Source organism: Pseudomonas sp. HMSC065H01 (assembly GCF_001815235.1).
GTDB classification, from domain to species: Bacteria; Pseudomonadota; Gammaproteobacteria; order Pseudomonadales; family Pseudomonadaceae; genus Pseudomonas; species Pseudomonas aeruginosa.
Genome location: NZ_KV819932.1, coordinates 64,730 through 78,140 on the forward strand (window position 1 = coordinate 64,730; position 13,411 = coordinate 78,140).

A 13,411-nucleotide genomic window follows, 5' to 3' on the forward strand; every position below is an offset into this window, starting at 1 on the left:
CGCCGGATGGCTTACGGCGCGCCGTAGCTCATCAGGCGGTCGTAACGACGCTCCAGCAACTCACCCATTTCCAGGCCCTGGAGCATCTTCAGTTGCGTCAGCAGTTCGCCACGGATCGATTCGGCCATGCTCGCCGGATCGCGATGGGCGCCGCCCAGCGGTTCGTCGATGACCTTGTCGACGATGCCCAGGCCTTTCAGGCGCTCGGCGGTGATGCCCATGGCCTCGGCGGCTTCCGGCGCCTTCTCGGCGGTCTTCCAGAGGATGGAGGCGCAGCCTTCCGGCGAGATCACCGAATAGGTGGAGTATTGCAGCATGTTCAACTGGTCGCAGACACCGATGGCCAGCGCGCCGCCGGAACCGCCCTCGCCGATCACGGTGGCGATGATCGGCGTCTTCAGTCGCGCCATCACCCGCAGGTTCCAGGCGATCGCCTCGCTCTGGCCGCGTTCCTCGGCATCGATGCCCGGGTAGGCGCCGGGCGTGTCGATGAAGGTGAGGATCGGCATCTTGAAGCGTTCGGCCATTTCCATCAGGCGGCAGGCCTTGCGATAGCCTTCCGGACGCGGCATGCCGAAGTTGCGCCGGACCTTCTCACGGACTTCGCGGCCTTTCTGGTGGCCGATGACCATCACCGGGGAACCGTCGAGGCGGGCAACGCCACCGACGATCGCCGGGTCGTCGGCGAAATGCCGGTCGCCGTGCAGTTCCTCGAAATCGCTGAACAGGTAGCCGATGTAGTCGAGGGTATAGGGACGCTTGGGATGGCGCGCGAGCTGGGCGATCTGCCAACTGGACAGATTGCCGAAGATGTTTTCGGTGAGCGCCTTGCTCTTGTCCTGCAGACGCGAGATTTCGTCGCTGATGTTCAGCGCATTGTCGTTGCCCACCAGGCGCAGCTCTTCGATCTTGGCTTGCAGGTCGGCGATCGGCTGTTCGAAATCAAGAAAGTTCGGGTTCATAGGCTTCCGTCGTGCGCAGATTCTAGTGGGCCGTTTCCGTTTGGCGCCCTACCTTACGGGATCGGGCGCCAGGGGTCGAGCCGGGAGCAAGGGCGATCCGCGTTTTCCCGCCGCAGAGCGCGGAACAACGGCGTTATCGCCCATCGCGATTAACGATAATTGAGGAAGACGTTGTCGCGCCCGAACTGGTCACGCAATGCCTGGATCAGATCGTCCGCCGGATCCACCCGCCAGCTCTCGCCGAACTGCAGCAGGGCCTTGGCGTCGGCGCTGGTGTAGTCCAGGGTGATCGGGCAGGAACCGCGATGGCGGTTGAACAGCTCGCCCAGCCAGCGCAGGCGATCGCCCTTCAACAGGTCGGCGTGCAGCTTCATCCGCAGGCTCTCCGCCAGGCCGGTACGCGCCTCCTCCAGGCTCATCACGCGCTTGGCGCGCAGGCGCAGTCCGCCGGAGAAGTCGTCCTGGCTGACCTCGCCCTCGACCACCACCAGCGCGTCGGTCTGCAGCAGCGACTGGGCCGCGGCGAAGGCTTCGGAGAACAGCGAGGCCTCGATCCGTCCGGAGCGGTCGTCGAGGGTGACGAAGCCCATCTTGTCGCCCTTCTTGTTCTTCATCACCCGCAGGTTGACGATCAGCCCGGCCACCGTCTGGGTATCGCGCGCCGGCTTCAGCTCGACGATGCGCTGGCGGGCGAAGCGCCGCACCTCGCCTTCGTACTCGTCGATCGGATGGCCGGTCAGGTACAGGCCGAGGGTGTCCTTCTCGCCCTTCAGGCGTTCCTTGAGGGTCAGCTCCTTGACCTTGCGGTGGTTGGCGTAGACATCCGCCTCCGGCTCGGCGAAGACTCCGCCGAACAGGTCCATGTGCCCGCTGTCGTGGCTGCGCGCGGTCTGCTCGGCGGCCTGGATCGCTTCCTCCATCGCCGCCAGCAGCACGGCGCGGTTGAGGTCGACAGTAGCCTGGTAGGCCTTTAGCTCGTCGTGGTAGTGCGGCCCCAGGCGATCCAGCGCACCGGCGCGGATCAGCGCTTCCAGGGTGCGCTTGTTGATGCGTTTCAGGTCGACGCGGTCGCAGAAGTCGAACAGGGTGTTGAACGGCCCGCCTTCGGCGCGGCACTCGGTGATCGCCTCCACCGGCCCCTCGCCGACGCCCTTGATCGCGCCCAGGCCATAGACGATCCGGCCATCGTCGTCGACGGTGAAGCGGAACTCGGAGTTGTTCACGTCCGGCGCCACGATGCGCAGCTTCATGTGCCGGCATTCTTCGATCAGCGTCACCACCTTGTCGGTGTTCTGCATATCCGCGGTGAGTACCGCGGCCATGAACGGCGCCGGGAAGTGGGTCTTCAGCCAGGCGGTCTGGTAGGAGACCAGGCCGTAGGCTGCCGAGTGCGACTTGTTGAAGCCGTAGCCGGCGAATTTTTCCACCAGGTCGAAGATGTTGCCCGCGAGGTCGGCATCGATGCCGTTGTTCTTGCAACCCTCGATGAAACCGCCGCGCTGCTTGGCCATTTCCTCGGGCTTCTTCTTGCCCATCGCCCGGCGCAGCATGTCCGCGCCACCGAGGGTATAGCCGGCCATGACCTGGGCGATCTGCATCACCTGTTCCTGGTACAGGATGATGCCGTAGGTGGGCTTGAGCACCGGCTCCAGGCCGGCGTACTGGTAATCGGGGTGCGGATAGGACAGCTCGGCTCGACCGTGCTTGCGGTTGATGAAGTCGTCCACCATGCCCGACTGCAGAGGACCCGGGCGGAACAGCGCCACCAGTGCGATGAGGTCTTCCAGGCAGTCCGGCTTGAGCTTCTTGATCAGCTCCTTCATGCCGCGCGATTCGAGCTGGAACACCGCAGTGGTCTCGGCCTTCTGCAGCAGCGAATAGGTCGGCTTGTCGTCCAGCGGGATGAAGTCGATGTTCACCGGCTCCAGGCCCTTCTTGGCCTGCTCGCGGTTGATGATCTCCATCGCCCACTTGATGATGGTCAGGGTCCGCAGGCCGAGGAAGTCGAACTTCACCAGGCCGGCCGCCTCCACGTCGTCCTTGTCGAACTGGGTCACCAGGCCGCCGCCTTCCTCGTCGCAGGCGATCGGCGAGAAGTCGGTCAGCTTGGTCGGCGCGATCACCACGCCACCGGCGTGCTTGCCGGTACCGCGAGTGATGCCTTCCAGCTTGAGGGCCATCTCCCAGATCTCGGCGGCTTCCTCGTCGCTCTTGAGGAAGTCGCGGAGCATTTCTTCCTGCTCGTAGGCCTTATCCAGGGTCATGCCGACTTCGAACGGGATCATCTTCGACAGCCGGTCGGCGAGACCGTAGGACTTGCCCTGGACCCGCGCCACGTCGCGTACCACCGCCTTCGCCGCCATGGTGCCGAAGGTGATGATCTGGCTCACCGCGTTGCGCCCGTAGGCGTCGGCCACGTAGTCGATCACCCGGTCGCGGCCCTCCATGCAGAAGTCGACGTCGAAGTCGGGCATGGAGATCCGTTCCGGGTTGAGGAAACGTTCGAACAGCAGGTCATAGGCCAGCGGATCGAGGTCGGTGATCTTCAGCACGTAGGCCACCAGCGAGCCGGCGCCCGAGCCCCGCCCGGGGCCTACCGGTACGCCGTTGTTCTTCGCCCACTTGATGAAGTCCATCACGATGAGGAAGTAACCGGGGAAACCCATCTGGATGATGATATCGAGTTCGAAGTTCAGGCGATCGACATAGACCTGGCGCTTGGCCTCGTAGTCCGGGGTGTCCTTCGGCAACAGCACCTCCAGGCGCTCCTCGAGACCTTCGAAGGAGGCGTGCCGCAGGTAGTCGTCGATGCCCATGCCATTGGGCGTGGGGAAGTCCGGCAGGAAGTACTTGCCCAGCTGCACCTCGATGTTGCAGCGTTTGGCGATCTCGACGGTGTTTTCCAACGCTTCCGGCAGGTCGCTGAACAGCTCGGCCATTTCCGCCGGCGACTTCAGGTATTGCTGGTCCGAATAGGTACGCGGCCGCCGCGGATCGTCGAGGGTCCGCCCCTCGCCGATGCAGACGCGGGTCTCGTGGGCCTCGAAGTCTTCCTGCTTGATGAAGCGCACGTCGTTGGTCGCCACCAGCGGCGCGTTGCAGCGTGACGCCAAAGCCACCGCCGCGTGGAGGTGCTCCTCGTCGTTGACCCGGCTGGTACGTTGCACTTCCACGTAGAAGCGCTCGGGGAACACCTCCATCCACTCGCGCAACAGCGCCTCGGCCTTGGCTTCCTCGCCGTCGAGCAGCGCGTGGCCGATCTCGCCCTCCTTGGCCGCGGACAGCGCGATCAGGCCTTCCGCCGCCTCCTTGACCCAGTCGCGCTCGATGATGATCTCGCCGTTGCGCTGGCCTTCGCTCCAACCGCGGGAAATCAGCTCGGTGAGGTTGCGATAGCCCTTCGCGTTCATCGCCAGCAGGCTCAGGCGACTGAGCGGGCCATCTTCCTCGCGGCTGGCGAGCCAGATGTCGGCCCCGCAGATCGGCTTGATGCCGGCGCCCATGGCGGTCTTGTAGAACTTCACCAGCGAGCACATGTTGCTCTGGTCGGTGACCGCCACCGCCGGCATGCCCAGCCCTGCCACTGCCTTGGCCAGGGGCTTGACCCGGACCAGGCCGTCGACCAGGGAGAATTCGGTATGCAGACGCAGGTGAACGAAGGATACGGTCATGAAGGCCCCGGAGCAGAAATAACGCAAAAACGACAAGGCCCGGATTGTACCGGGCCCGGTGGCAAAGCTACAGGTTCAAGAGCGGACGATGCGCCTCGGCTGCGCCGAGAAGCCTCGCCCGCCCCGCGCTCAGGCGCGGCGGTCGTCCCAGATGCCCGGCTCGAGCTTCTGCTGGACTTCCGGGAACTGGCTGGCGTCGAAGGTCGGCAGCTTGCCGGCCTTGCGCTGGGCGTTGTAGTCCTTGGCCAGCTTGATCGCGAGGTTGGACAGCAGCAGGATGGCGATCAGGTTGGTGATCGCCATCAGGCCCATCGACACGTCGGCAAGGTTCCAGACGAACGGCAGCGAAGCCAGCGCGCCGAACATCACCATCGCCAGCACGATCAGACGGAAGATCAACAGGCCCGCCAGGTGGTTGTGCTCGAGGAATACCAGGCAGTTCTCGGCATAGAAGTAGTTGGCGACGATCGAGGTGAAGGCGAAGAACAGGATGATCACCGCCAGGAAATAGCGGCCCCAGTCGCCGACCTGGCTGGTCAGGGCATTCTGCACCAGCATGATGCCCTCGCCTTCCTGCGGTCCGGCCAGCAGGATGATGGCGGCGGAAGCGGTACAGATCAGCAGGGTATCGATGAACACGCCGGCCATCTGCACGTAGCCCTGGGACGCCGGGTGCGGCGGATAGGGCGTGGCCGAGGCGGCGGCGTTGGGCGCCGAGCCCATGCCTGCTTCGTTGGAGAACAGGCCGCGCTTGAAGCCGTTGAGGATCGCCGCGCCGATGCCGCCGGCGGCGGCCTCGTGCCAGCCGAAGGCACTCTTCACCACCATCGCCAGGACGCCCGGCAGTTCGCTGAGGTTGAACAGGATGATGCCCACCGCCAGCAGCAGGTAGGCCACCGCCATGAAGGGTACCGCCAGTTCGGAGAAGCGCGCGATGGAACGCAGGCCGCCGAAGATGATCAACGCGGTGAGGATCACCACGGCGATGCCGCTGATCCAGGTCGGCACGCCGAAGGCGCCCTGCATGGCACCGGTGATGGTATTGGCCTGCACCGAGTTGAAGACGAAACCGAAGGCGATGATCAGGAAGATCGAGAACAGGATGCCCATCCAGCGCGCGCCCAGGCCCTTCTCCATGTAGTAGGCCGGGCCGCCACGGAACTGGCCCTTGTCGTCGCGAATCTTGAACAACTGGGCCAGGGTCGCCTCGACGAAGCCGGTCGCCATCCCCACCAGGGCGATCGCCCACATCCAGAACACTGCGCCGGGACCGCCGAGCGTGATCGCTACCGCCACGCCGGCGACGTTGCCGGTACCGACCCGCGCCGCCAGAGAGGTGCAGAGCGCCTGGAACGAGGAGATTCCCGAGTCGTCCGACTGGCGGCTGCCCTTGAGCACGCTGAAGGTATGACCGAAGTGGCGGAACTGGATCAGCCCCAGGCGCACGGTGAAGTACAGGCCGCAACCGACCAGCAGCCAGATGAGGATCTTGCCCCAGATAAGGCCGTTGAGCAGGTCGACGACCTGAGTGGCGAATTCTTGCATGGATAACTCCCCTGTTCCGCTTGTGGCGGATTGTTGTCAGCCGACCTCCCGGGTAGAAGGCCGCGTGTTTCGGACACACACGGAATGACGTGCGAGCCGAAGGAAATTTCGCTGTGAATGGCACTTGGCAGGAAGGGGCAGGACTTTCCGCTATTGACGTCGCTCGCCGCTTGTCACCAGGCGACAGATACGGTCAGTCACGCGACATCCGTTCAATTATTGAACAGAGACGTCCAGCAATTCGCGAACCGGCGCAAACGAGCGTCGATGGATCGGCGTCGGGCCGAGGCGGGAAAGCGCCTCGAGATGGACCGCGGTCGGATATCCCTTGTGCCCGGCCATGCCATAGCCCGGATAGACCCGGTCCAGCTCGACCATTTCCCGGTCGCGACTGACCTTGGCCAGGATCGACGCCGCAGCGATCGCCGGCACCTGGCTGTCGCCCTTGACCACCGGCGCGCAGGGCACCGCCAGTTTCGGACAACGATTGCCGTCGATCAGGGCCAGCCGCGGAGTCACGCTGAGGCCTTCGACCGCGCGCTGCATGGCGAGCATGGTGGCATGCAGAATGTTCAGCCGGTCGATCTCCTCGACCTCGGCGCGGGCGATGCACCAGGCCAGGGCCTTCTCGCGGATCTCTTCGAACAGCGCCTCGCGGCGGGCTTCGCTGAGCTTCTTCGAGTCGTTCAGGCCGAGGATCGGGCGGCTCGGGTCGAGAATCACCGCGGCGGTGACCACCGGGCCGCACAACGGACCGCGACCGACCTCGTCGACGCCCGCGACCAGATCCTCCACCAGATTGAAATCCAGACCCAGTTGCATCAGCGGCGCTCCACCAGTTGCAGGACGGCTTCCGCCGCCTGTGCCGAGGCATCCTGGCGCAAGGCCCGATGGATGGCATCGAAGAATTCCACCTGCTGCGAGCCGTCGTCCAGCAGCGGCGAGAGGGTTGCGGCTAGCGCTTGCGGGGTGGCGGCGTCCTGGATCAGTTCCGGCACCAACAGGCGTCCGGCCAACAGGTTCGGCAGGGAGATGTACGGGCTTTTCACCAGGCGCTTGAGAATCCGGTACGTCAGCCCGGCGACCCGATAAGCCACCACCATGGGCCGCTTGTAGAGCAGCGCCTCGAGGGTCGCGGTACCGGAGGCGATCAGCACCGCATCGCAGGCGGCAAGCGCTTCATGGGACGCACCGTCGAGCAGCGTCAGCGGCAGAGGCTCGCGGCCCTGGAGCATCTGCTCGATCTGTTCGCGCCGTGCAGCGCTGGCGCAGGGCAGCACGAAACGCAAGCCCGGCCGTTCGACGAGCAGACGCTGGGCGGTGTCGAGGAACAAGGCGCCGAGCTTGCCGACCTCGCCGCCGCGACTGCCCGGCATCAGCGCCAGCACCTGTCCGTCCGCCGGCAATCCGAGCCGCGCGCGGGCCGCAGCGCGATCCGCCTGCAGGGGAATGGTGTTGGCCAGGGGGTGGCCGACGAAACGCACAGGCACCCCATGCTCTTCGTAGAAACGTGCTTCGAAGGGGAACAATGCCAGCATCAGGTCGCAGGCTTCGCGAATCTTCAGCACCCGCTTCTGCCGCCAGGCCCATACCGAAGGGCTGACGTAATGCACGGTGCGCAGGCCAGCCTGGCGCAGCTTGTGTTCGACGCCGAGGGTGAAGTCGGGAGCATCGATGCCGATCATCACATCCGGCCGGGCCTCGATGAGCGTGCGGATCAGCCGCTTGCGCCGTCGCAACAACTCCGGCAGCCTGCCCAGCACTTCGACCAGGCCCATCACCGACAGGCGCTCCATGGGGAAATAGCTGGACAGCCCTTCGGCCTCCATGCGCGGCCCACCGACGCCGATGAACTCGATATCCGGGTGCCGCGCCCGCAGCGCCTGCATCAGTCCGGACCCGAGGATGTCGCCGGAGGCCTCGCCGGCGACCAGGGCTACGCGTAATCCGTCAGCCATGGCTCAGCGGGTGATGCCGCGGGTTGCGCTCTGGATGGAATCACGGAACACCGCGACCTCGGGGAACTGGGCAGCGCTTTCGGCCAGCTCGGCCAGGGCTTCCTCGACGGTATGTCCCTGGCGATAGACCACCTTGTAGGCACGCCGCAGGGCATGGATGGCCTCGCTGCTGAAGCCGCGCCGACGCATGCCTTCGAAGTTCATGCTGCGGGCTTCGGCCGGGTTGCCGAAGACCGTCACGTAGGCCGGGACGTCCTTGCCGATGGCGCTGCCCATGCCGGAAAAGCTGTGCGCGCCGATCCGGCAGTACTGGTGCACCAGGGTGTAGCCGGACAGGATCGCCCAGTCGTCCACGTGGACATGCCCGGCCAGCGCCGTGTTGTTCACCAGGATGCAATGGTTGCCGATCACGCTGTCATGGCCGATGTGCGCATAGGCCATGATCAGGTTGTGGTCGCCAATGGTGGTTTCCGCGCGATCCTGGACGGTTCCGCGATGGATGGTCACGCCTTCGCGGATCACGTTGTGGTCACCGATCACCAGGCGCGTCGGCTCGCCCTTGTATTTCAGGTCGGGAGTATCCTCGCCGACGCTGGAAAACTGGTAGATGCGGTTGTGCTTGCCGATCTTCGTGGGGCCCTTGAGCACCACGTGCGGACCGATCACCGTCCCTTCACCGATCTCCACTTCCGCCCCGACGATGGACCACGGGCCCACCTGGACGTCAGCCGCCAGCCTGGCGCTCGGATCGATGATGGCGCGAGGATCGATCAAACTCATAGTTTGCGTTCCGCACAGATGATTTCAGCCGAGCATACCGGCTTGTCGTCGACGGTAGCGTGGCAGTCGAATTTCCAGATGCTGCGCTTCACGCTGATGAACTTGGCGTGCAGTTGCAGTTGGTCGCCCGGCAGGACCGGCTGGCGGAAGCGCAGCTTGTCCGAACCGACGAAGTAGTAAAGGGTGCCGTCGGCGGGCTTCACGTCGAGCATCTTGAAACCGAGGATACCGGCCGCCTGGGCCATCGCCTCGATGATCAGCACGCCCGGCATGATCGGGTGCTCGGGGAAATGTCCGTTGAAGAACGGCTCATTGATACTGACATTCTTGTAGGCGCGAATGCGCTTGCCCTCGATGTCCAGCTCTACCACCCGATCCACCAGCAGGAAAGGATAGCGATGAGGCAGGTATTCGCGAATCTCGTTGATGTCCATCATGTTAGGGGGAGCCTGTTCAGAAAAGGGTGACGCAAAAAACGTCAATTACGCATCAGATGAAGCGTCACCGCTTGAGGTCACGGCAGCCAGGCGTTTTTCCAGCTGCTGAAGTCGACGCGCCATGTCGTCCAGTTGACGAATGCGCGCGGCGCTTTTTTTCCATTCGGCCGCCGGTTGCATGGCGGTACCGGAGGAATACGATCCCGGCTCGGTGATCGAGCGGGTCACCATGGTCATGCCGGTCACGAAAACGTTGTCGCAGATCTCGATATGGCCGACCAGGCCAACGCCGCCGGCGAGCATGCAATGCCTGCCGATCTTGGCGCTGCCGGAAATGCCGACGCAAGCGGCCATGGCGGTATGATCGCCGATCTGCACGTTGTGCGCGATCATGATCTGGTTGTCCAGCTTCACACCGTTGCCGATCAGCGTATCGGACAGTGCTCCACGGTCGATGGTGGTGTTCGCGCCGATCTCGACGTCGTCACCGATGGTCACCCCGCCGATCTGGGCGATCTTCTGCCAGACGCCCTTCTCGTTGGCGAAACCGAAACCTTCGCCGCCGATCACCGCGCCCGACTGGATACTCACCCGCGCGCCGATGGTGACGTCGTGGTAGAGCGTGACCCGCGGCGCCAGCCAGCCGCCTTCGCCGATCACGCTACGGGCTCCGATCACGCAGTGCGCGCCGATGCTGACGCCAGCGCCGATGCGGGCGCCACTCTCGATCACCGCATAGGCGCCGACGCTGGCGCTCGGATCGACCTCGGCGTCCGCCGCGACGATGGCGGTAGGATGGATACCGGCGGCCGCCTTCGGTTTGCGATCGAACAGGTGCGACAGGCTGGCATAGGCCAGGTAGGGGTTGGCCACCACCAGCGCGGTACCGGCGAACCCGTCGGCGTCGGCAGCCGTCAGCAGGACGGCGCCGGCACGGCTTTCGGGCAGGTACTTGCGATACTGCGGGTTGGCCAGGAAGCTCAGCTGAGCCGGTCCGGCCTCCTGCAAGGTCGCCAGGCCCTGGATCGGCAGGTCCGCGTCGCCACGGACTTCCGCGCCGACATGCGCGGCCAGCTGGCCCAGGGTGTAGGACAAGGTACTCATCATCAACGCAGCTGGTTCATCCGCTCGATCACCTGGCGGGTGATGTCGTATTGCGGCTTGACGTCGACCACGGCGCCACGTTCGATGACCATGTCGTAACCACCTTTCTTGATGGTCTCCTCGACGGCCTGGTCCAGCTTCGGCTTGAGTTTCTTCAGCATGTCGCGGTCGGCGGCGGCCTTCGACTCGTTCAATTCCTTGGACTGGAACTGGAAGTCACGGGCCTTCTGCTTGAAGTCCAGCTCGGCCTTCTCGCGGTCGCCCTGGGACATCTTGCTGCCGTTGGAAACCAGCTTGTCCTGCAGCGCCTTGGCGTCGCGCTCGAGGTTCTTCAGCTTGTTCAGCTGGGGGCCGAACTTCTTCTCGGCATCCACGGCGTATTGCTTGGCGGCATCGGACTCGAGCAGCGCCATCTGGTAGTTGAGCACCGCGATCTTCATTTCAGCGAACGCCGAAGGAGCCGCCATGATGGCTGCGGTGATCAGGACGAACTGGGTGAACTTACGCACGATGCACTCCTGCACAAAGCATGGTTTCGTTACTCGGTACTACGTACAAATCAGAAGGTCTGGCCCAGGGAGAACTGGAAGACCTGGGTTTCCGCGTTGTCCGGCTTCTTGATCGGCGTCGCCAGGCTGAAGCTCAGCGGGCCCAGCGCGGTGATCCAGGTCAGGCCGACGCCCACGGAACTGGCGAGGTTGTCGGTCTTGATGCCGTCGCAGTTGGTGGTGGTCTTGGTCGGGCAGTCGGTATCGAAGGTGCTACCCACGTCCCAGAACAGCACGGTACGCAACTGGCGCTGGTCCTTGACGAACGGCAGCGGGAACAGCAGCTCGGCGCCGCCGGTGATCAGGATGTTACCACCGAAGGCTTCGGGATCCTGGTCCGGGTCGGTGTAGCGGCCTTTGCTGTCAGGGCCAACGATCTGGTTACCTTTGCCATCACGCGCAACTGATGGCGTGCTGCGCGGCCCCAGCGTGCTGTCCTTGAAGCCCCGCACCGAGTTGAAGCCGCCGGCGTAGTAGTTCTCGTAGAACGGCAGGCGCTCGGTGGATCCGTAGCCGTCGCCATAGCCCAGCTCGGTGTGGAAGCGCATGGTGTAGTTGTCGGTCAGCGGGGCGAAGACCTGGCCACGGTAGTCGATCTTGTAGAACGACAGGTCGCTGCCCGGCAGGGTGGTTTCCAGGGTCAGGCTCTGCGAGTGACCACGGGTGGCCAGTACGCCCTTGTTCAGGGTCGATTCGGACCAGCCGATGGAAGCCTTGAAGTTGGTGAAGTTGTCGCCTTCCTTGTCGAGGAAGTCGTAGATCTCGTCCACGGTGTAGCGGCCGGTGTCGATCTGGTCGCGCTGCACGCTCAGGCCATAGGTCAAGCGCGAGGTCTCGCTGATCGGGTAGCCGATGCTCATGCCGGCGCCCAGGCTGTTCACCGAGTAGCTGGCGACGTCGACGTCGAGTTCGTCGTAGTCGGTCTTCCGGTAGAAGGCATTGTAGCCGAGGCTGACGCCGTCGACGGTCCAGTAGGGGTCGACGAAGCCGAAGTTGTAGCGGGTTTGGTATTCGCTGCGGGTCAGGCCGATGCTGACCTTGTTGCCGGTACCCAGGAAGTTGTTCTGGCTGATCGAGCCACCGAGGATCAGGCCGGCGCTCTGGGCGAAGCCGACGCTGGCGGTGATCGAGCCGGACGGTTGCTCTTCGACGCTGTAGTTGACGTCGACCTGGTCGTCGGTGCCGGGAACCGCCGGGGTCTCGACGTTGACTTCCTTGAAGTAGCCGAGGCGCTCCAGACGGGCCTTGGACTGGTCGATCAGGTAGGTGGAGGCCCAACCGCCTTCCATCTGGCGCATTTCGCGGCGCAGCACTTCGTCTTCGGTCTTGGTGTTGCCGCGGAAGTTGATGCGGTTGACGTAGGCGCGCTTGCCCGGGTCGACGACGAAGGTCACCGAGACGGTCTTGTCGTCGTCATGGGCTTCCGGCACGCCGTTGACGTTGGCGAAGGTGTAGCCCTCGTTGCCCAGGCGACGGGTGATTAGGTCGGAGGTGGTGGTCATCACCTTGCGCGAGAACACCTGGCCCTTCTGTACCAGCAGCAGGCGCTTCACTTCCTCTTCCGGCACCTTCAGGTCGCCGGTCAGCTTCACGTCGCGGATGGTGTACTTCTCACCCTCGTTGATGTTGACGGTGATGTAGACGTGCTTCTTGTCCGGGGTGATGGATACCTGGGTGGAGGCGATATCCATGTTGATGTAGCCGCGGTCCAGGTAATAGGAGCGCAGGCGCTCGAGGTCGCCGGAGAGCTTTTCGCGGGCGTACTTGTCGTCGTTCTTGAAGAACGACAGCCAGTTGGTGGTCTTCAGTTCGAACAGGTCGGTCAGGTCTTCTTCGGAGAAGACGGTGTTGCCCACCACGTTGATGTGGGAAATCGCGGCGACCGTGCCTTCGTTGATGTTGATCTTCAGCGCGACGCGGTTGCGCGGCTGCGGGATCACTTCCGCGTTGATCTCGGCCGAGTAGCGGCCCTGGGCCACGTACTGGCGTTGCAGCTCGTTGCGCACGCCTTCGAGGGTGGCGCGCTGGAAGATCTCGCCCTCGGCCAGGCCGGACTGTTTCAGGCCCTTGAGCAGGTCTTCCTTGGAAATCGCCTTGTTGCCCTCGATCTCGATACTGGAGATCGACGGGCGCTCGACTACAGTGACTACCAGCACGTTGCCATCGCGGCCGAGCTGGATGTCCTGGAAGAAACCGGTCTTGAACAGGGAGCGGGTGGCCTGGACCAGGGCCTGGTCGTCGATGGTCTCGCCGACGTTCAGCGGCAGGGCGGCGAACACGCTACCGGCGGACACGCGCTGCAGGCCATTGACCCGGATATCGGAAACAGTGAAGGACTCGGCGTGAACCTCGGCGATCATCAGCGCTGACAGCAGCGCGGGTAGCAGAAAGCGTTTCATGGAGTCC

Annotated in this window: 10 protein-coding genes; all 10 read right to left on the reverse strand. The window is 64.1% G+C overall.

What is annotated here, in order from left to right; translation table 11 throughout:
- Window positions 1-11: 11 nt before the first annotated feature.
- A complete protein-coding gene (gene accA / locus HMPREF3014_RS27730) occupies window positions 12-962 on the reverse strand; it encodes an acetyl-CoA carboxylase carboxyl transferase subunit alpha (RefSeq protein WP_003098575.1) in 951 nt (316 codons plus the stop codon).
- 149 nt (window positions 963-1,111) lie between these two features.
- Window positions 1,112-4,633, reverse strand: a complete 3,522-nt coding sequence (gene dnaE / locus HMPREF3014_RS27735) for a DNA polymerase III subunit alpha (protein WP_003098578.1) — start codon at window positions 4,631-4,633, stop codon at window positions 1,112-1,114.
- A 129-nt stretch (window positions 4,634-4,762) separates the two neighbouring features.
- Window positions 4,763-6,178 carry an alanine/glycine:cation symporter family protein gene (locus HMPREF3014_RS27740; RefSeq protein ID WP_003092370.1) on the reverse strand — a complete coding sequence of 472 codons (1,416 nt, stop codon included), beginning with the start codon at window positions 6,176-6,178 and terminating at the stop codon, window positions 4,763-4,765.
- A 216-nt stretch (window positions 6,179-6,394) separates the two neighbouring features.
- Window positions 6,395-7,000, reverse strand: coding sequence for a ribonuclease HII (gene rnhB, locus HMPREF3014_RS27745; RefSeq protein WP_003098580.1), 606 nt, complete (start codon window positions 6,998-7,000; stop codon window positions 6,395-6,397).
- A complete protein-coding gene (gene lpxB / locus HMPREF3014_RS27750) occupies window positions 7,000-8,136 on the reverse strand; it encodes a lipid-A-disaccharide synthase (RefSeq protein ID WP_003113865.1) in 1,137 nt (378 codons plus the stop codon). Before lpxB ends, rnhB begins: the two co-directional genes overlap by 1 nt.
- Window positions 8,137-8,139: 3 nt before the next feature.
- Window positions 8,140-8,916 (reverse strand): acyl-ACP--UDP-N-acetylglucosamine O-acyltransferase, encoded by a 777-nt coding sequence (lpxA, locus tag HMPREF3014_RS27755; protein WP_003092373.1) that lies wholly within the window; start codon window positions 8,914-8,916, stop codon window positions 8,140-8,142.
- Entirely contained in the window at window positions 8,913-9,353 is a 441-nt protein-coding gene (gene fabZ, locus HMPREF3014_RS27760) for a 3-hydroxyacyl-ACP dehydratase FabZ (RefSeq protein WP_003092375.1), read from the reverse strand. Before fabZ ends, lpxA begins: the two co-directional genes overlap by 4 nt.
- Before the next feature lie 45 nt (window positions 9,354-9,398).
- On the reverse strand, window positions 9,399-10,460 hold the full coding sequence (gene lpxD / locus HMPREF3014_RS27765; RefSeq protein WP_003098585.1) for a UDP-3-O-(3-hydroxymyristoyl)glucosamine N-acyltransferase: 1,062 nt from the start codon (window positions 10,458-10,460) through the stop codon (window positions 9,399-9,401).
- Window positions 10,460-10,966 (reverse strand): OmpH/Skp family outer membrane protein, encoded by a 507-nt coding sequence (locus HMPREF3014_RS27770; protein ID WP_003098586.1) that lies wholly within the window; start codon window positions 10,964-10,966, stop codon window positions 10,460-10,462. The genes lpxD and HMPREF3014_RS27770 overlap by 1 nt, the downstream gene beginning before the upstream one ends.
- Before the next feature lie 50 nt (window positions 10,967-11,016).
- Window positions 11,017-13,404 (reverse strand): outer membrane protein assembly factor BamA, encoded by a 2,388-nt coding sequence (gene bamA, locus HMPREF3014_RS27775; protein ID WP_003122144.1) that lies wholly within the window; start codon window positions 13,402-13,404, stop codon window positions 11,017-11,019.
- Between the last annotated feature and the right edge of the window lie 7 nt (window positions 13,405-13,411).

What these genes read in the sequence shown, in the direction of transcription:
- bamA (WP_003122144.1), bottom strand. Translation starts at nt 13,404, where the DNA reads ATGAAACGCTTTCTGCTACCCGCGCTGCTGTCAGCGCTGATGATCGCC.
- lpxD (WP_003098585.1), bottom strand. Translation starts at nt 10,460, where the DNA reads ATGATGAGTACCTTGTCCTACACCCTGGGCCAGCTGGCCGCGCATGTC.
- HMPREF3014_RS27740 (WP_003092370.1), bottom strand. Translation starts at nt 6,178, where the DNA reads ATGCAAGAATTCGCCACTCAGGTCGTCGACCTGCTCAACGGCCTTATC.
- lpxB (WP_003113865.1), bottom strand. Translation starts at nt 8,136, where the DNA reads ATGGCTGACGGATTACGCGTAGCCCTGGTCGCCGGCGAGGCCTCCGGC.
- accA (WP_003098575.1), bottom strand. Translation starts at nt 962, where the DNA reads ATGAACCCGAACTTTCTTGATTTCGAACAGCCGATCGCCGACCTGCAA.
- lpxA (WP_003092373.1), bottom strand. Translation starts at nt 8,916, where the DNA reads ATGAGTTTGATCGATCCTCGCGCCATCATCGATCCGAGCGCCAGGCTG.
- dnaE (WP_003098578.1), bottom strand. Translation starts at nt 4,633, where the DNA reads ATGACCGTATCCTTCGTTCACCTGCGTCTGCATACCGAATTCTCCCTG.
- rnhB (WP_003098580.1), bottom strand. Translation starts at nt 7,000, where the DNA reads ATGCAACTGGGTCTGGATTTCAATCTGGTGGAGGATCTGGTCGCGGGC.
- fabZ (WP_003092375.1), bottom strand. Translation starts at nt 9,353, where the DNA reads ATGATGGACATCAACGAGATTCGCGAATACCTGCCTCATCGCTATCCT.